Origin of the sequence: Brevibacterium spongiae (assembly GCF_026168515.1) — a bacterium.
Taxonomy (GTDB): domain Bacteria; phylum Actinomycetota; class Actinomycetes; order Actinomycetales; family Brevibacteriaceae; genus Brevibacterium; species Brevibacterium spongiae.
The window spans coordinates 2,154,786-2,172,261 of the sequence record NZ_CP093443.1 but is presented as its reverse complement, the minus strand read 5'-3'; the positions used below and the strand labels follow the sequence as shown (position 1 = coordinate 2,172,261).

Below are 17,476 nucleotides of genomic sequence, written 5' to 3'. Positions count from 1 at the left end.
ATGAGACGAATTGCCATCAACGGCTTCGGCCGTATCGGTCGTGCCCTGTTCCGTCTGTCCCTCGAACCCGGTGCCGACTTCGAGGTCGTCGCCGTCAATGACCTCACCGACACCGCCACACTGGCCCACCTGCTCACCCATGACTCAGTGTGGCCGCGCTTCGACCATGAGGTCGACGCCGACGACGACTCGCTGACGATCGACGGCCGTGAGGTCGCGGTGCTCAGCGAAGCCGACCCGGGATCCATCGACTGGTCGGCGCACGAGGTCGAACTCGTCGTCGAGTCCACCGGCCGCTTCACCCGACGCGACCAGGCCGAGGCCCACCTCGGCGGGACAGTGTCCACGGTGGTGCTCTCGGCCCCCGGCAAGGACGTCGACGCGACCTTCGTCATGGGCGTCAACGAGGCCGACTTCGATCCGAGCACCCACGCCGTCGTGTCGAACGCCTCCTGCACGACCAACTGCATGGCCACCGTCGTCAAGGCCCTCGACGACGGACTCGGCGTCGAATCCGGGCTGCTCAACACCGTACACGCCTACACCGGCGACCAGATGCTCGTCGACGGACCCCACCGGGATCTGCGCCGCGCCCGCGCCGCGGCCGTGAATATCGTGCCCACCACGACCGGTGCAGCACGCACCGTCGGTCGTGTCATGCCCCATCTGGAGGGCAAGCTCGACGGACTCGCCGTGCGCGTACCCGTGCCCGCCGGGTCGATCATCGACTTCACCTTCACCCCGTCTCGCTCTGCCGACACCGACGAGGTCAACGCGATCCTCGCCGCCGCGGCGGAGAACTCGCCCTACCTCGACTACTCCACCGACGAACTGGTCTCCACCGACATCGTCGGCACCACCGCCTCGGCGATCATCGACTCCAAGCTCACCATGGTGCTGGGAGACCAGATCAAGGTCGTCGCCTGGTACGACAATGAGTGGGGCTACACGAACCGACTCAAAGACATGGTCAGCTACATTCTCAGCGAAAGGGACACATGAGGACATTCGACGATGCGGGCATCTTCGCCGGCCACACGGTGCTCGTCCGCAGCGATCTCAATGTGCCGATGGACAACGGCACGATCACCGACCGCGGTCGCATCGCCGCATCGGCAGGGACGATCCGAACACTCGCCGAGGCGGGAGCCAAGGTCATCGTGATGTCGCACCTGGGACGGCCGAAGGGCGCCCCGGATCCGCAGTACTCGCTGGCCCCGATCGCCCCTGAACTCGCCGAGGCGATCGGCCGTCCCGTGACCTTCGCCGCCGACACCGTCGGCGACGATGCGAAAGCACGAGCCGCCGCGCTCAGCGCCGGCGAAGTCCTGCTGTTGGAGAACCTGCGCTTCAACCCGGGCGAGACGTCGAAGGACGACGCCGAACGCCGTGAGTTCGCCGCACAGCTGGCGGCACTGGCCGATGACTTCGTCTCCGACGGCTTCGGCGTCGTCCACCGCCGACAGGCCTCGGTCTGCGACATCGCCGAGCTGCTGCCGCACTACGCGGGCTCCCTCGTGCGCGCGGAAGTCGAGGTCAGCGACCGTCTGCTCAACGACCCGGCCCGCCCCTTCACCGTCGTCCTCGGCGGCTCGAAGGTCTCCGACAAGCTCGGAGTCATCGACAACCTGCTGGACCGAGCCGACAATCTGCTCATCGGCGGAGGAATGGTCTTCACCTTCCTCGCCGCGCTGGGCCACCCGATCGGATCCAGCCTCGTGGAGACCGACCGCATCGACGACGTCAAGGCCCACCTGAAGCGTTCGGAAGCCGGGGACGGCGCGGCACGGATCGTGCTGCCGACCGATATCGTCATGGCTGAGAAGTTCTCCGCCGACGCCGAACATTGGGTCGCCGAATCCGCCGAACTCGAATCCACTCCGGCCGGTGCCTCGGCGCTGGGGCTCGACATCGGTCCCGACACAGCTCAGACTTACGCTGAGATCATCGCGGGCTCGACGACCGTGTTCTGGAACGGCCCCATGGGCGTGTTCGAATTCGCGGCCTTCTCCGCCGGCACCAAAGCCGTGGCTGCGGCACTGACCGATGAGGGCAGGTCCGCAGATATCGATGCGGCGAAGCGGCTCACCGTCGTCGGCGGCGGTGACTCCGCGGCTGCCGTGCGCAGCCTCGGGTTCGCCGACGACGCCTTCGGCCATATCTCCACCGGCGGCGGCGCCAGCCTCGAATACCTCGAAGGCAAGACCCTGCCCGGACTCGACGCACTCGGATGAGGAAGAGGACAGACATGAATGATCGCACCCTGTTGCTGGCAGGCAATTGGAAGATGAACCACGACCACCTCGAGGCGATCTCCAGCGTCCAGAAACTCGCCTGGGCCCTCGAGGACGCGAAACTCGACGAAAGCCACTGCGAAGTCGTCGTGATTCCGCCCTTCACCGACATCCGCTCCGTGCAGACCCTCGTCCAGGGGGACAAGCTGTGGCTGAAGTACGGAGCGCAGGACGTGTCTCAGCACGCTCCCGGTGCGCACACCGGTGAGATCGCGGCATCGTTCCTCACCCGGCTCGGCTGCAGCTACGTGGTCATCGGTCACAGCGAACGACGCGCCGACAACTATGAGACCGATGACGTCGTGGCCGCGAAGATCAGGGCCGCACTGTCCGCGGAGCTCACTCCGATCCTGTGCGTCGGTGAGTCCCTCGAGGAGCGACAGGGGAGGACCCACGTCGAGTTCACGCTCGGCCAGATCGATGAGTCCCTGGCCGGGTTCGAAGGCGCCGAGCTCGACGGTCTCGTCATCGCCTACGAACCCGTGTGGGCCATCGGCACAGGAGAGACCGCCACGGCCGCGGACGCCGCCGAAATGGCGTCGGCCATCCGAGGGCGCATCGCCGAGAAGTTCGGTGACAGCCTGGCCCAGACGACTCGTGTCCTCTACGGAGGTTCGGTCAAGACCGACAATGTCGCCGAGATCGTCGCCTCCCCGGATGTCGACGGAGCCTTGGTCGGCGGCGCGAGCCTCAGCGGCCCCGACTTCGCCGCTTTGTGCAAGGCTGCGGTCGCGAAGTAGACTGACAGACGCATCACTCGACGACATTCTCGACGAAACATAGGTTGAATCCGACGTGGAAATCCTCAACATCATTCTCATCGCGCTGCTCGTGATCACGAGCATCTTCCTCACCCTGCTGATCCTCATGCACAAGGGCAAGGGCGGTGGCATGTCCGACATGTTCGGCGGCGGAATGTCCTCCTCGCTGGGGTCGTCGGGAGTCGCCGAACGCAACCTCAACCGCTTCACTACGCTCATGGCGATCATCTGGGCCGCGTGCATCATCCTGCTGGGTGTCATCACCCGCTTCAACGCCTGAGGCGCTGCTCCAACCCCTGAGACGCCGCCAGGCGAGCCGTCCCGGCCGAGAGAACTGAGCGCCTCGCGATCGGGCCGAAGACGATGAGAAGGACCCCGACCAACGTGGTCGGGGTCCTTCTCATTCTTCACTCCGGCAACCGTTCGAGCCGGCGCCCGAGGTCTCGGGCCTGCGTCTGAGGCTTCCGGTGCCCGAGGTGCAGACGCCGCTCTGCCGGGCGGCAGGGATCAGTCGACGCCGAAGTGGTGGCGGGGGCTGATCCGTTCGATCGCCTCGCGCAGCTGGGCAAGGCCTCGGGACCGATCAAGCAGATGCACCCGCAGAATCGGACGGCCGATTCCGCGCAGCACGGTTGCATCGCCTGCCGCCTGCGCACGCTGGAGCTGCGCGAACCCGTATGAGCGGCCGGGCACGAGCAGATCGGTGCGAGCCTCTCCGGTGATCTGGAGGAACACTCCGTTGGGGTGTCCGCCCTTGTGATACTGCCCTGTGGAATGGAGATACCGAGGGCCGAATCCGAACGTGGTCTGCACCCCGGCGTGAGTCGAGACCAGCGGACGCAGTGCCGCCGCCTCGGCATCGGCGATGCGATCGAGATAGGCCTGAATGCCGACGTAGCCGTACTCGTCGACCTGAGCGAAGAGCTCTTCCAAGGCACCATCGAGATCCGTGGCTTCGTCGATGACCTCGAGAACATCGATGTCACCGGTGGTGAAGATCGACGGCTCCGAGCGACCGGAGTCCGGTCCGTCGAGGAGATGCCGGGCCTGTTCCTTCGCGGCTTCGACATCCGGCTGGTCGAAGGGATTGACGCCGAGGCTGTACCCGGCGATCGCCGTCGCGTACTCCCAGAACAGGAACTGCTCACCGAGGGTGCCGTCGACGGTGGCCTCGAAGCCCGATGGTGCACCCAGTCCCGAATCGTCGACGGCCGGCCCGAGCAGACACAGCAGCGCATCCGCACGGGCATCGGAGAATCCGATATCGGCGGGTGAATCGACGACGACGGGCAGGATGCCCTGTCCGTCCTTGCCCAGGGATTCCGCGATGAGCTGTTCGACCCAGGCGGCCAGGCCACGCAGGTTCGGTGCGGTCTCGGCGAGCACGAGCTTCTCCGTCGTCCGGGCATGGCCGATGCTCAGCCACGTGCCGAACGCCAACGCAGGATTGTCCGCGTCGTCGGCAGCCAACTCGGCCGCGGCGTCAGCCGCCTCGGTGACGACGGTCCGCACATCCGCCCCGGCCAGCCCGGCGGGGACCAGCCCGAACGCCGAGAGCGCGCTGAACCGGCCCCCGACATTCGGGTCGGCGTGGAAGGTCGCGAGGAACCCCTGCTCAGCTGCCAGCCGATCGAGTTCGGTGCCGGGATCGGTGATGGCGATCATGCGCGAAGCCGGATCGATGCCCACGGACTCGAAGGCCGAAGCGAAGCTGCGACGCACGGAGTCCGTCTCCACCGTGGTCCCCGACTTCGAGGCGACGATGAGGATGGTGTGGTCGAGGTCGGTGCCGATCGCCTCGGCGACCTGGTTCGGATCCGTCGAATCGATGACCTCGAGGCGGACTCCCGCTGCTGCGGTCATCACCTCGGGGGCAAGCGAGGAACCGCCCATTCCGGCGAGGCTGATGGTGCGCAGCCCCTGCTCGACGAGCTCGGCACGCAGGGCCTCGATGCGCGTGAGCAGCTCGTCGGCCCGCTGCGGCAGGTCGACCCAGCCGAGACGCTGCGCGGCATCCTGGGCGCCGGCGAAGTGCGACGCATCCTGTCGGCTCAGGGCCGAAGCCAGGCCGGCGTCGACGAGACGTGTCGCCTCGGCGTCGAACTCCTCCTGGACCGGGACTTCCAGATCGAGTCTCATGACCGGTCCAAGGCCGTACGGATGGTGTCCTGCAGTTCGGACCAGCTGACGTCGAACTTCTCCAGTCCCTGCTCTTCGAGCACGGTCATCACCTCCGCATAGTCGATGCCCAGTCGAGCCAGCGCGTCGAAGACCTCATCGGCGGCCCGGTAGTCCTCGGGTGCGATCTCGGCGTTGACCTCGCCATGGTCGGCGAAGGCCTCCATCGTCGGTTCGGGCATCGTGTTCACGGTGTTCGGTGCGACGAGACCGCTGACGTACATGGTGTCCGAATAGTCGGGATTCTTCACGCCCGTCGAAGCCCACAGCAGACGCTGGGGACGTGCTCCGGCGAGTTCGAGGACCTTGAATCGTTCCGAGGTGAACAGCTGCGAGTGGATCTCGTGAGCGAGCACGCAGTTCGCGATTCCTGCGCGGCCCTTGAGCCCGGCTGCGGTCGGATCGTCGAGCGCATCGAGACGGGAGTCGATCTCCGAATCGACGCGGGAGACGAACACCGAGGCGACCGACCTGATGGTGGAGAGATCGTGGCCGGCAGCGCGCGCCTTCTCCAGACCCTGCAGGTAGGCCTCGACGACGTGACGGTAGCGCGAGAGCGAGAACACGAGGGTGACATTGACGCTGATGCCCGCCGCGATCGTGTCCGAGATCGCGCTCAGGCCTGCCTCGGTGGCGGGGATCTTGATCATCGCATTCGGCTCCCCGACGCGCTCCCACAGAGCCTTCGCCGATTCCACTGTGCCGGCGGCGTCGTGAGCCAGCGGGGGAGCGACCTCGATGGAGACCCGTCCGTCATCTCCGTCGGTGGCGTCGAAGACCGGCCGGAACAGTCGTGCCGCCTCGGCGACATCGGCGGTGGTCAGGGACTCGATGGCCGAATCGACATCGGCTCCCTGCGCACCGAGCTCGGCGACCGCGGCGTCATAGGCCTGCGAGGACGAGATCGCGTTCGCGAAGATCGTCGGGTTCGTCGTCACCCCGGTGACCGATGATGCTTCGATGAGCCGGGCGAGATCCCCGGATTCGAGCCGGGTGCGGGACAGGTCGTCGAGCCAGATCGACACGCCCCGGCGGCTCAGCTGGTGCAGTCGTTCGTTCATGCTTCCGCCTTCGCTGCGCTGATGGATTCCTTCGCGGCATCGACGACGGCCGTCGAGGTGATGCCGAATTTCTCGTACAGGGTCGCGTAGTCCGCCGAAGCGCCGAAATGCTCGATCGACACTGCGCGGCCGGCATCGCCGAGGTACTTGTGCCAGCTCATCGCCGACGCGGCCTCGATGCTCACGCGGGCCCTGAGGCTGCGCGGCAGGACCGTGGACCGGTAGTCCTCGGGCTGCGCGTCGAACCACTCCTGGCAGGGCATGGAGATCACCCGTGCGGCGGTTCCCGATGCCTGCAGCGCCTCGGCGGCTTCGAGGGCGATGGCGACCTCGGAGCCGCTGGCGATGATCGCGACCTCGGGCTGGTCTCCGGTGTCGGTGAGCACATAGCCGCCGCGTGCGGCTTCGGACGCCGGGGCGTACTTCTCACGGTCGAGGACCGGCACTGCCTGACGGGTGAGCACGAGACCGCTGGGCCCGTCGGTGCGGTCGAGGATCTTCCGCCACACCACGGCGGTCTCGTTCGCATCGGCCGGGCGGACGACGTCGAGACCGGGGATGGCGCGCAGAGCTGACAGGTGTTCGATCGGCTGGTGGGTCGGGCCGTCCTCGCCGAGGCCGATCGAATCGTGGGTCCACACGAACAGGTTCGGCAGCTGCTGGAGGGCAGCCAGGCGGACGGCGGGACGCTGATAGTCGCTGAAGACGAGGAAGGTGCCGTTGTACGGGCGGGTCCCACCGTGCAGGGCGATGCCGTTGCCGATGAGACCGGCGGAGAACTCACGGACGCCGAAGTGGATGTTGCGCCCGTATTCGTGTCCGGAGAAGGCGCCGGTGGACCGGTGGGCGGGCAGGAAGCTCGGCTCACCCTTGACCAGGGTGTTGTTCGAACCGGCGAGGTCGGCAGAACCGCCCCACAGCTCGGGCATGACCTCGGCGATCGCGTTGAGCACCTGGCCGGACGCCGCGCGGGTGGCGATGCCCTTCTCGCTGGCTTCGAAGACCGGGAAGGCGGCGTCGAGTCCGGCGGGCAGCTCGCGCTTGGACAGACGGTCGAAGAGTTCGGCGCGCTGCGGGTTGGCGCTGCGCCAGGCGGCGAACGACTCGTCCCATTCCAGGTGAGCTGCGCGGCCGCGCTCAAGTGCCTGACGGGTGTGGGCGAGGACATCATCGGCGACGGCGAAGTCGGCCTCGGGGTCGAAGCCGAGGATCTCCTTGGTCGCGCGGATCTCGTCGGCACCGAGAGCGGCTCCGTGTGAACCGCCGGTGTTCTGGGCGTTCGGGGCCGGCCACGCGATGATCGTCGAGAGGCGGATGAACGAGGGACGGGAATCTGCACGCGCTGCCTCGACGGCCGCGTGGAAGGCCTCCATGTCCTCGGTGTAGTCCCCGCCGGCGGTGAAGTCCACGTGCTGCACGTGCCAGCCGTAGGCGGCATAGCGGGCGGCAGTGTCCTCGCCGAAGGCGATGGCGGTGTCATCTTCGATGGAGATCTTATTGTCGTCCCAGATCACCAGCAGGTTCGACAGCTCCTGCGTGCCGGCCAGGGAGGACGCTTCACCGGAGACGCCCTCTTCGAGGTCGCCGTCGGAGGCGAGGACGACGATCGAATGGTCGAACGGGGAGGATCCGGGCGCCGCTTCGGGGTCGAAGAGTCCGCGTTCGCGGCGGGAGGCCATGGCCATGCCCACTGCCGAGGCGAGTCCTGAGCCGAGCGGACCGGTCGTGATCTCCACGCCGGCTGTGTGCCCGACCTCCGGATGACCCGGTGTCAGCGACCCCCACGTGCGCAGCGCCTTGAGATCGTCGAGTTCGAGGCCGAAACCGGCCAGGTACAGCTGGATGTACTGGGTGAGCGAACTGTGCCCGCATGACAGGACGAAACGATCACGGCCGACCCATGTCGGGTCGGCCGGGTCGTGGGTGAGTCCCTGCTGATAGAGGTAGTGGGCGATGGGAGCCAGGCTCATCGCGGTGCCCGGGTGCCCGTTCCCGGTTTTCTGGACCGCATCGGCGGCGAGGAGGCGGGCAGTATCGACTGCGCGGTTGTCGAGTTCAGTCCAGGACAGAGTTGTCATGTCTTCGAGCGATCCTTCGTTCGGCTGAGAGCGTGCACTCAAACTCTACCGCGCCGGCCCCCGGATATCCCGACCCCGTTCGCACACACGTCCGTGCTCAAGCGATCGCGGACGTTCGTCTCCCATTCGCACAGTCCCGCCTCTGGTGGGAGACATTCTCACTACTGACGGGTAGAGTGTGGTCGCGCGCACAGTTGTGCTTGAGCATTCAACTGTCGCAGGCACGTGACGACGAACAGGCGAAGGAAGAGGGCACGACGGTGAGCGATGGGGCGAAGCCGGTGGTCGATGCTGCAGTGGCAGCCGAGGTCGAAGAGCCGCCCACGTGGGCGCAGAACCGCGGAATCGACCTCGCCGAGGTGGCCGCCGGCACCGTCGGTGCCCGCCGTTTCATCGCGCGCATCGGACTCGCCGTTCCGGTTCTCCTCATCCTCGCCACGGTTGCGGTGGCCTCCGCGCTCGGTCAGCCTCTGCGCGGCGGGGTCGACCTCGGCGAGTTGGGGCTGTGGGCACTCGGGACAGCGCTGCTGCTGACTCCGTTCCTCGCCGCCCTGATCGTCATGCTCAACGCCCGCCGCGGCGGGCTGATCTGGACCACCGCGCTCGTCTATTCGGGACTGAGCGGAATGATCGGACTCTGTGTCGGCATCAAGCTGGTGGGATCCGAGGTCTCGGCAGTGTCGCTCGAACTCATCTCCGTCCTCGTCGTCCAGGTGATCGTCCTCGCCCCGGTGTGCGCGGCGGTGGCCTTCCTCGTCCGCATCGTCCGCAGCTCGACGGGCCATCGAACCTCGTGAGGCAGTGTGCGGAACGGCCCCGGATCGACGTGGCGTCGGGGCCTGTCGCGACTGGCAAAAAATTCGACAGCAGGTAGAATCATGGGCGTGAGCAAACTTCGTCAGAACCGGGAAGAGCAGAGTGAACGACCTCTGCAGAGGGCCATCGACGAGCAGAGCCTCTCCACCCGACCGCGATCGATCATCCGCGCCTATATCGCGCTGACCAAGCCGCGTGTCATCGAGCTGCTCCTCGTCACCACCGCGCCCGTGATGTTTCTCGCCGCTGACGGAATGCCGAACATCTGGCTGGTGATCAACACCCTCATCGGCGGAGCGGCCGCGGCCGCCTCTGCCTCGGTCTTCAACTGCTACGTGGATCGCGACATCGACGCGAAGATGGAGCGGACGAAGGACCGTCCGCTCGTCACCGGAGAGATCAGCCCACGCGCAGCGCTGATCTTCGCATTCGTCCTGGGCCTCGGTTCGATCTTCTGGCTCGGCGGCTTCACCAACTGGGTGGCCGCTGGACTGACCGCCTGCGCGATCCTGCTCTACGCAGTCTTCTACACCCTGGTCCTCAAGCGCCGCACCTCGCAGAACATCGTGTGGGGCGGCGCTGCAGGATGCATGCCGGTGCTCATCGGCTGGTCGTCGGTGACCGGCGGAATCGCCTGGGAGCCGGTGCTCCTGTTCCTCGTCGTCTTCTTCTGGACACCGCCGCACTACTGGCCGCTGGCGATCAAGTACAAGGCCGACTACGACGCCGCTGAAGTCCCGATGCTGCCGTCGAAGGTCCCGCCGACGTCCGTCGGCCGTCAGATGATCCTCTACACGTGGGCGATGATCGCCTGCTCGCTGGCTCTCATCCCCATCGCCCCGATGGGCCCGGTCTACACGATCGTCGCCGTCGGTGCCGGAGCATGGTTCCTGTGGTCGTGCTACTCCCTCGTCTCACGGGCGAAGAAGGGCAAGGACGGAACCTCGCTCAAGGCCATGAAGGTCTTCCACGGTTCGATCACCTATCTCTCTCTGCTGTTCCTCGCCGTGGCCATCGACCCCTTCGTCGACACGCTCATCCCCGGCCTCTGGTGACAGCCGCCGAACACTGACGAAGAAGGCTCGCCACCCACACTGGGTGGCGAGCCTTCTTCGTCAGCTGCTGCTGCGGTGCTCAGCCCCAAGTTCGAAAATGGGACGCTCAGTGTGCTGAGCTGAACAGCGCTGACTGGGCCGTTGTATCGGTACGATACGGCGAATCGGCCCACGTTCCTCTGAACAGCACACAGAGAAACGTGATGATTTCAGAGCCGACAGGGCCGAAGCTACTTTGGCCGCCTGCCCATGCCCTCGAGCCGCGGAAATGACGCGGCGGGAGTGCGAAATGTGCGGGGGATCGGTGGCCGTCAGCGGTGCTCCACTTTTCGTGCTGGAACGGTGCTCCGCAGCCGTGCCACGTGTGCGAAATGAGCTGGAACGGTGCTCCGCAGCCGTGCCACCTCGTGTGCTGCAGCGACCGTCGGCCGGTGCTCGCCCCGTCTGTCAGCCGGCGGCCACGAGGTCTGCGATGACGATCTTCTTCATCTTCATCAGCGCCTGCGTCTGCGCCGGTCCGGTCATCAGCTCTGCGAGGTTCGCCGGCACGATCTGCCAACTGAGACCGTACCTGTCCTTGAGCCACCCGCACTGCTCATGGTCGGGGGAGGCCGAAAGGTTCGTCCAATAGTGATCGATCTCTGCTTGGTCCGCGCATTCGACGGTCAGTGAGATCGCCTCGTTGAACGTGAAGACCGGCCCGCCGTCGAGACAGATGAACTCAGTGCCGTCGAGGACGAACCGGCCGCTGAGGACCTTCCCGCTCATCCCGGCGAAATGCTCGTCGAGGGATTCGTCGGGATAGCGTTCGATGGAGACGATCCGCGAGTTCGGGAAGATGGAGCAGTAGAACTCCATGGCCTCCTCGGCGTGATCAGGAAACCACAGACAGGGAACGATCGGAGTGGGCATCGGTGCTCCTCGGGTATGCGCTGTCCAGGACGGCAACGCTTGCCGCAATCGTAGCGGACAGCCCCACCATGTGTAAGGCGACGAGCACTTCGGGAACGCCGAGGAAGTACTGGACATAGCCGATGATGCCCTGGACGATCTCGACGCCGAGGAGGACGCCCAGCGGAGCGATCATTGCCGGGTACGCCTTCCGCTTCGCCAGGACGAGGCCGACGACGGTGGCGATGACGAGCAGCCAGACGGGGAAGCCGTGGGCGCGGGTGATCCAGATGTTGTCGAGGTTGTTCCGCGTCGACATCGTCGATCCGGAGTGGGGTCCGGCACCGGTGGTGAGCACGCCGAAGATGACGACGATCGCGGTGAGTCCGAGGATGATCCACCCGAGCGTCGGAAGAGGTGATGGTGCACGGGTGTCGAGGCGCACCCCCGTGTCATAGGTGCGGCGGACGAAGTATGCGGCCACGCCGACGGCGACGGCCGAGGGGACGAAGTGTCCGGCGACGACCCAGGGATTGAGCTTCGTCCACACGGTGATGCCGCCGACGACGGCCTGGACGGGCACGATGGCGAGCAGGCCGATGTTGAGCCAGAACAGGTCCGGGCGCTTCTTCCGGTGCTTCCACAGCATGAGCGCGATGCACACGCCGAGGATGGCCAGAGCGACCGCGAGGAGGCGGTTGCCGAATTCGATATAGCTGTGGATGCCCATCTCACGTGTGGCGACCAGCGAATCGGGCGTGCACTTGGGCCAATCGGAACAGCCGAGACCCGATCCGGTGAGACGGACGATGCCGCCGCTCAGGATGATCCCGGCCTGGGCGATGAGCATCGCCCACGCGGCGATGCGGATCTTCTTCGTGACCACTTCACTCCTCATTCGAAACGGAACCACCTGCGCGCTGCAAGCGTTCCCACCAGCCCCCACACGAGGAGCACGATGATTGCCTTGATATCGGTGCCGCCGTCTCCGATGGCTGCGCGCATGGCGTCGCCGAGCGCACCGGAGGGCAGATAGCCCACGACTGTGCCCCATTCTCCCGGATGCGCGACGACGAGGCCACCGACGCCGGCCATGAGAACCCAGATGAGGTTCGTCACCGCCAGGGTCGCCTCGGCGCGCAGGGTGCCGGCCATGAGCAGCCCGAGCGACAGCAGGGATGCGGTGCCGAAGACCGTGCACAGGATGAGCGCGAGGACGTCGACGGGTCCCCGGAAGCCGAGGGCGAACGCCACGGCGAAGACGAGCGCGTATTGGATGACCACGACGACGATGACGGCGCCGAGCTTGCCGAGGATGAGCCCGTTCGTGCCCAGCGGGGTCGTGGCCAGCTGCCTGAGCACCCCGTACCGACGGTCGAAGGCGGTGGCGATGGCCTGTCCCGTGAACGCGCTCGAGGCCAGGCTCAGCGCGAGGGCCCCGGGCACGGCGATCGTCAGCGGATCCGCTGCGGAGTCGATGATGCCAAGTCCGCGCAGCAGGGGAGTCGTCGCGAGGAAGATGAGCAGTCCCAGCGGGAACACCAGCGACAGCAGCAGCTGTTCGCCGTTGCGCAGAACGGACAGGGTCTCGAACTTCGACTGTGAGGCGATGCGCTTGACCCTCATCGCAGCGGTCTCCCCGTGAGCTCGAAGAACACATCGGCCAACGACTGCGCGTGCATGCCGATGTCGGTGATCTGCTCATCCGCCTCGGCGATCGCGGTGCAGATAGCCGCGATCTGCACCGAGTCGGGTGCCCCGTCCACGACGACGCGAGAGCCCTGCACCGAGGCGGGAGCGATGGCCCTGATCCGCTCGAGCAGACGATCCGGAACCGGGCCGGCGATGTCGATGCTCAGCGTGCGGGAACCGGCGGAGGCATTGCGCAGCTCTTCCGGGGCGCCCTGGGCGATGATCCGGCCACGGTCGATGACGACGACTTCGTCGGAGAGCTCCTCGGCTTCGGCGAGATCGTGGGTGGTCAGAACCACCGCAACCCCACGGTCGGCGAGGTCGCGGATGAAGCTGTGGACTACCTCCCTGGCCTGCGGGTCGAGGCCGGCGCAGGGTTCGTCGAGGAAGACCAGACGCGGTCGGCCGATGAGCGCGGCGGCCAGGGCCACTCGCTGCTTCTGACCGCCGGAGAGCCTGCGCATGGTGCGTCCAGCGAAATCGCCCAGGCCCAGGGGTTCGGCCAGCTCCTGCACGGGCACCGGGTCTGCGTAGAGAGAGGCGAGGTGGCGCAGCACCTGCAGAGGCTTCGAGCTCATCGGCAGCCCGCCGTCCTGAAGCATGACGCCTGCCAGCTGCGAAGTCGTGACATGGTCACGGACCGGATCATGGCCGAAGATCTCGACAGTGCCCGCATCGGGCCTGCGTGTGCCCACGGCCAAGGAGATGGTCGTCGATTTGCCCGCGCCGTTGGGCCCGAGGACGCCGAGCACGGAACCGGACTCCGCGGTGAGGTCGATGCCGTCGACGACGCGGTGAGCGCCGTAGGAGTAGTGAAGACCGCGGACGGTCAGGGCCGAAGATGACACCAGACCATTCTACGACGTGTCGAAACCAGTGTCGAAACCGCAGGTGGTTAGGCTCACCTAGTTTTACGAAACAAATTACGCAACAATATTGTTGTGTTAGTCAAGGAGGTGGATTATGGCTGCAAACGACACGGAGGATCGCCGAACCCGGCAGAAGGTCTTCCAGTCGGTGCTCGACGAAGGGCCGATCACCGCTTCATCTTTGGCCAAAGCCCTGGAACTGACCCCGGCGGCGATCCGTCGCCACCTGGACGCGCTGGAGAGCGAGGGCCTCATCGAGGTCCGCGAGCTCGCCGGCAAGCAGGCGGGACGGGGGCGTCCGGCACGACACTACGTGGTCACAACTGCCGGACACGACTCGGTCAGTCATTCCTATGACGAGCTCGCCGTGAATATCCTCCGCTTCATGGAGGATCGCCACGGCAAGCCCGCTGTAGAGGACTTCACCGAGGATCTCGTCGACCGTCTGCGGGACCGTCTCGGCCCCGAACTCGATAAGCGCGGCGGCACTACGGTGGCATCGCGCTCTCGGGCGCTGGCAGCTGCACTGACACGGGAAGGGTACGCCGCCTCGGCGACACCGGTTGCGGCCGGCACCCCTCTCGAGGCGATGCAGCTGTGCCAGGGGCACTGCCCGATCCAGGCCGTGGCCGCGGAGTTCCCCGAGATCTGCGAAGCAGAACTCGCGATGTTCTCCGACTACCTCGGCGTGGACGTCAGACGGCTGTCCTCGCTGGCTCAGGGCGACCATGTGTGCACCACCCACATTCCGACTTCGGAACTGACCAGACCACTCATCCACAGCAATGATCGACCTCAAGGAGGTTCACGATGACTGACACAGGCAATCGGATCATCGATGCGAATCCCGAGCTCAAGGACCTCGGGCAGTACGCATACGGTTGGCACGACGAGAACGACGCCGGCGCGACCGCGGTCCGCGGACTCAGCGAAGACGTCGTGCGAAACATCTCGAAGCTCAAGGACGAACCCGAGTGGATGCTCAAGCGTCGGCTCAAGGCCCTGCGCCTGTTCGACAAGAAGCCGATGCCCAACTGGGGCGCCGACCTCACCGGAATCGACTTCGCCGACATCAAGTACTTCGTGCGCTCCACCGAGGGGCAGGCGACCTCCTGGGAGGACCTGCCCGAGGACATCCGCAACACCTATGACCGGCTCGGCATTCCCGAGGCGGAGAAGCAGCGCCTCGTCGCCGGTGTCGCCGCTCAGTACGAGTCCGAGGTCGTCTACCACCAGATCAACGAGGAGCTCGAGGCTCAGGGTGTCATCTTCATGGACACCGACACGGGTCTGCGCGAGCACCCGGAGATCTTCGAAGAGTACTTCGGCTCGATCATCCCCTCCGGTGACAACAAGTTCGCTGCACTGAACACCGCGGTCTGGTCCGGCGGTTCCTTCGTCTACGTCCCCAAGGGCGTTCACGTCGAGATCCCGTTGCAGGCCTACTTCCGGATCAACACGGAGAACATGGGTCAGTTCGAGCGCACCCTCATCATCGCCGACGAAGGATCCTCGGTCCACTACGTCGAGGGCTGCACCGCGCCGATCTACAAGACCGACTCCCTGCACTCGGCCGTCGTCGAGATCATCGCGAAGAAGGATGCGAAGGTCCGCTACACGACGATCCAGAACTGGTCGAACAACGTGTACAACCTGGTCACCAAGCGCGCCATCGCCGAAGAGGGCGCTTCCATGGAATGGGTCGACGGCAACATCGGCTCGAAGGTGACGATGAAGTACCCGGCCATTTGGCTCACCGGCGAGCATGCTCGCGGTGAGACGCTGTCGGTCGCCTTCGCCGGCGAGGGACAGCACCAGGACACCGGTGCGAAGATGGTCCACGCCGCTCCGCACACCCATTCGTCGATCGTGTCGAAGTCGGTGGCTCGAGGCGGCGGCCGTGCAGGCTACCGCGGACTCGTCCACGTCCACCCGGGCGCTGAGGGCTCGTCGAACAACGTCCTCTGCGACGCCCTGCTCGTCGACAACGTCTCCCGTTCGGACACGTACCCCTACATCGACATCCGCGAGGACGACGTCACGCTCGGCCACGAGGCCACAGTGTCGAAGGTGAGCGAGGACCAGCTCTTCTACCTCATGTCCCGCGGCATGGAGGAGACCGAGGCGATGGCGATGATCGTGCGCGGCTTCGTCGAGCCGATCGCGCGCGAGCTCCCGATGGAGTACGCCCTCGAACTCAACCGCCTCATCGAACTGCAGATGGAAGGCGCAGTGGGCTGAGGCCCTGTCTGCACCCACTGCACCCAAAGGAGTAAATCTGTGACTGATACCACCAATCCGCTTGGCCTCTCGGAGCACTCGCACGGTTCCGACGTCCAGGTGCCCGATTCGAAGCGGGACACCCGCACCCGAAGCTTCGATGTCGCCGACTTCCCGGTGCCCACCGGACGGGAAGAGGAGTGGCGCTTCTCGCCCGTGCGCAAGATCAGCGACTTCTTCGCCGATGCTGCCACCGAGGCGAAGCTGAAGATCGACGCGGACCTGCCCGCCGGAATCTCCGTCGAGGAGATCTCGCTCGAATCCGCCCAGGAACTGGGCATCCTCGAGCCGGAGGACCGTGCTGCCGTCGTCGCTGCCAACCGCGCATCGGCCGTGACGCACTACTCGATCCCTGCCGACACCGAACTCGAGCGGGCCGCGATCATCCATGCCGACGGCACCGGTGACACGCTGGGCCACGGCCATGTGGTCGTGTCCGTCGGGGCGAACTCGAAGGCGACCATCGTCGTCGAACACGAGGGACTCGCTCGGTACTCCGAGCTCGTCTCCCTCGTCGTCGGAGACGGCGCCGACGTCACCTTCGTCTCGCTGCAGCTGTGGGACGACGGCACTCAGCACCTCGCCCAGCACGATGCGATCGTGGGCAAGGACGCGAAGCTCAAGCACATCCACATCACCCTCGGCGGTGACATCGTGCGTCTGAACACGAATGTGCGCTACTCCGCGGCCGGGGGAGACGCCGAGCTGCTCGGACTCTACTTCGCCGATGCCGGTCAGCACCTCGAGCACCGCACGTACATCGACCACAACACGCCGAAGGCCAAGTCGAACGTCCACTACAAGGGCGCACTTCAGGGCAAGGACGCGCGCAGCGTCTGGATCGGCGATGTGCTCATCCGTCCCGAGGCGCTCGACATCGACACGTACGAGCTCAACCGGAACCTCATCCTCACCGATGGGGCCCGCGCGGACTCCGTGCCGAACCTCGAGATCGAGACCGGTGACATCGCCGGAGCCGGCCACGCATCCTCGACCGGCCGCTTCGATGAGGAGCACCTGTTCTACCTCATGAGCCGCGGCATCCCCGAGGAGGTCGCCCGCCGGCTCGTGGTGCGCGGATTCTTCAACGAAGTGATCCAGAAGATCCAGGTGCCCGAGATCGAAGACGTGCTCAACGAACGCATCGAGGAAGAGCTGTCCCGGAGCGTTCTGTGACCATGATCGACGTGGCCGCCACCGATGAGGTGGAGCCCGGCGGGACGATGCGCATCGAGATCGACGAGTTCGAGATCTGCCTCGCTCGCGATTCCGACGGCACGATCCACGCCGTCGACGACCTGTGCACCCACGGCGAGGTCTCACTCGCCGAGGGGGAGGTCGAAGGCTGCACCATCGAGTGCTGGCTGCACGGTTCCCAGTTCGATCTCGCAACGGGCAAGCCGGTGAACCCGCCGGCCTTCGAACCCGTCGCGGTCTATGACTGCAAAGAGATCGCCGGGCGCATCCTCGTCGACCCGAACACCACTCTCAACTGACCCAC

At 65.9% G+C, this 17,476-nt stretch carries 17 protein-coding genes; 10 read left to right on the top strand and 7 right to left on the bottom strand.

What is annotated here, in order from left to right; genetic code table 11:
• The 4 genes from gap to secG are packed head-to-tail and all read left to right on the top strand — an operon-like array spanning window position 1 to window position 3,335.
• The gene (gene gap, locus L1F31_RS09910) at window positions 1-1,002 is read left to right on the top strand and encodes a type I glyceraldehyde-3-phosphate dehydrogenase (RefSeq protein WP_265417140.1); all 1,002 of its coding nucleotides are present in this window, start codon (window positions 1-3) and stop codon (window positions 1,000-1,002) included.
• Window positions 999-2,234, top strand: a complete 1,236-nt coding sequence (locus tag L1F31_RS09905; protein ID WP_265417139.1) for a phosphoglycerate kinase — start codon at window positions 999-1,001, stop codon at window positions 2,232-2,234. Before gap ends, L1F31_RS09905 begins: the two co-directional genes overlap by 4 nt.
• 14 nt (window positions 2,235-2,248) lie before the next feature.
• Complete coding sequence (gene tpiA / locus L1F31_RS09900) at window positions 2,249-3,034, top strand: triose-phosphate isomerase (protein ID WP_265417138.1); 786 nt, start codon at window positions 2,249-2,251, stop codon at window positions 3,032-3,034.
• A 55-nt stretch (window positions 3,035-3,089) separates the two neighbouring features.
• Window positions 3,090-3,335, top strand: a complete 246-nt coding sequence (secG, locus tag L1F31_RS09895; RefSeq protein WP_265417137.1) for a preprotein translocase subunit SecG — start codon at window positions 3,090-3,092, stop codon at window positions 3,333-3,335.
• 227 nt (window positions 3,336-3,562) lie between these two features.
• Here secG and L1F31_RS09890 read toward each other — a convergent pair whose 3' ends face one another.
• Genes L1F31_RS09890 through tkt form a run of 3 tightly spaced genes read right to left on the bottom strand, consistent with a single transcriptional unit; the run spans window position 3,563 to window position 8,372 of the window.
• Entirely contained in the window at window positions 3,563-5,194 is a 1,632-nt protein-coding gene (locus tag L1F31_RS09890) for a glucose-6-phosphate isomerase (protein ID WP_265417136.1), read from the bottom strand.
• Window positions 5,191-6,294: a transaldolase gene (tal, locus tag L1F31_RS09885; RefSeq protein WP_265417135.1), complete on the bottom strand. Its 1,104-nt coding sequence runs from the start codon at window positions 6,292-6,294 to the stop codon at window positions 5,191-5,193. The genes L1F31_RS09890 and tal overlap by 4 nt, the downstream gene beginning before the upstream one ends.
• The gene (gene tkt, locus L1F31_RS09880) at window positions 6,291-8,372 is read right to left on the bottom strand and encodes a transketolase (RefSeq protein ID WP_265417134.1); all 2,082 of its coding nucleotides are present in this window, start codon (window positions 8,370-8,372) and stop codon (window positions 6,291-6,293) included. Before tkt ends, tal begins: the two co-directional genes overlap by 4 nt.
• Before the next feature lie 200 nt (window positions 8,373-8,572).
• Here tkt and L1F31_RS09875 point away from each other — a divergent pair, with 200 nt between their 5' ends.
• Together L1F31_RS09875 and L1F31_RS09870 are read left to right on the top strand one after the other, a co-directional pair.
• Window positions 8,573-9,169, top strand: a complete 597-nt coding sequence (locus tag L1F31_RS09875; RefSeq protein WP_265417133.1) for a hypothetical protein — start codon at window positions 8,573-8,575, stop codon at window positions 9,167-9,169.
• A gap of 87 nt (window positions 9,170-9,256) precedes the next feature.
• Entirely contained in the window at window positions 9,257-10,243 is a 987-nt protein-coding gene (locus L1F31_RS09870; RefSeq protein ID WP_265417132.1) for a heme o synthase, read from the top strand.
• A gap of 447 nt (window positions 10,244-10,690) precedes the next feature.
• On the opposite strand, the gene L1F31_RS09865 is transcribed toward L1F31_RS09870, so the two are convergent.
• From L1F31_RS09865 to L1F31_RS09850, 4 genes are read right to left on the bottom strand one after another with little or no spacing between them, the layout of a single operon-like run.
• Complete coding sequence (locus tag L1F31_RS09865) at window positions 10,691-11,155, bottom strand: VOC family protein (protein WP_265417131.1); 465 nt, start codon at window positions 11,153-11,155, stop codon at window positions 10,691-10,693.
• Window positions 11,118-12,020 carry a COX15/CtaA family protein gene (locus L1F31_RS09860; RefSeq protein WP_265417130.1) on the bottom strand — a complete coding sequence of 301 codons (903 nt, stop codon included), beginning with the start codon at window positions 12,018-12,020 and terminating at the stop codon, window positions 11,118-11,120. The genes L1F31_RS09865 and L1F31_RS09860 overlap by 38 nt, the downstream gene beginning before the upstream one ends.
• Before the next feature lie 8 nt (window positions 12,021-12,028).
• On the bottom strand, window positions 12,029-12,760 hold the full coding sequence (locus tag L1F31_RS09855) for an ABC transporter permease (RefSeq protein ID WP_265417129.1): 732 nt from the start codon (window positions 12,758-12,760) through the stop codon (window positions 12,029-12,031).
• Window positions 12,757-13,674: an ABC transporter ATP-binding protein gene (locus tag L1F31_RS09850; protein WP_265417128.1), complete on the bottom strand. Its 918-nt coding sequence runs from the start codon at window positions 13,672-13,674 to the stop codon at window positions 12,757-12,759. The genes L1F31_RS09855 and L1F31_RS09850 overlap by 4 nt, the downstream gene beginning before the upstream one ends.
• A gap of 115 nt (window positions 13,675-13,789) precedes the next feature.
• Between L1F31_RS09850 and L1F31_RS09845 the strand changes: the two genes are divergently transcribed.
• From L1F31_RS09845 to L1F31_RS09830, 4 genes are read left to right on the top strand one after another with little or no spacing between them, the layout of a single operon-like run.
• Complete coding sequence (locus tag L1F31_RS09845; RefSeq protein ID WP_265417127.1) at window positions 13,790-14,509, top strand: helix-turn-helix transcriptional regulator; 720 nt, start codon at window positions 13,790-13,792, stop codon at window positions 14,507-14,509.
• Complete coding sequence (gene sufB, locus L1F31_RS09840; protein WP_265417126.1) at window positions 14,506-15,936, top strand: Fe-S cluster assembly protein SufB; 1,431 nt, start codon at window positions 14,506-14,508, stop codon at window positions 15,934-15,936. The genes L1F31_RS09845 and sufB overlap by 4 nt, the downstream gene beginning before the upstream one ends.
• 39 nt (window positions 15,937-15,975) lie before the next feature.
• Window positions 15,976-17,151 (top strand): Fe-S cluster assembly protein SufD, encoded by a 1,176-nt coding sequence (sufD, locus tag L1F31_RS09835; RefSeq protein ID WP_265417125.1) that lies wholly within the window; start codon window positions 15,976-15,978, stop codon window positions 17,149-17,151.
• A complete protein-coding gene (locus L1F31_RS09830) occupies window positions 17,148-17,471 on the top strand; it encodes a non-heme iron oxygenase ferredoxin subunit (protein ID WP_265417124.1) in 324 nt (107 codons plus the stop codon). Before sufD ends, L1F31_RS09830 begins: the two co-directional genes overlap by 4 nt.
• Window positions 17,472-17,476 lie beyond the last annotated feature (5 nt).

Bases quoted from the DNA above. Each gene is read 5' to 3' on its own strand.
- L1F31_RS09890 (WP_265417136.1), bottom strand. From the start codon at position 5,194: ATGAGACTCGATCTGGAAGTCCCGGTCCAGGAGGAGTTCGACGCCGAG.
- sufB (WP_265417126.1), top strand. From the start codon at position 14,506: ATGACTGACACAGGCAATCGGATCATCGATGCGAATCCCGAGCTCAAG.
- tal (WP_265417135.1), bottom strand. From the start codon at position 6,294: ATGAACGAACGACTGCACCAGCTGAGCCGCCGGGGCGTGTCGATCTGG.
- L1F31_RS09865 (WP_265417131.1), bottom strand. From the start codon at position 11,155: ATGCCCACTCCGATCGTTCCCTGTCTGTGGTTTCCTGATCACGCCGAG.
- tkt (WP_265417134.1), bottom strand. From the start codon at position 8,372: ATGACAACTCTGTCCTGGACTGAACTCGACAACCGCGCAGTCGATACT.
- L1F31_RS09855 (WP_265417129.1), bottom strand. From the start codon at position 12,760: ATGAGGGTCAAGCGCATCGCCTCACAGTCGAAGTTCGAGACCCTGTCC.
- L1F31_RS09845 (WP_265417127.1), top strand. From the start codon at position 13,790: ATGGCTGCAAACGACACGGAGGATCGCCGAACCCGGCAGAAGGTCTTC.
- gap (WP_265417140.1), top strand. From the start codon at position 1: ATGAGACGAATTGCCATCAACGGCTTCGGCCGTATCGGTCGTGCCCTG.
- tpiA (WP_265417138.1), top strand. From the start codon at position 2,249: ATGAATGATCGCACCCTGTTGCTGGCAGGCAATTGGAAGATGAACCAC.
- L1F31_RS09905 (WP_265417139.1), top strand. From the start codon at position 999: ATGAGGACATTCGACGATGCGGGCATCTTCGCCGGCCACACGGTGCTC.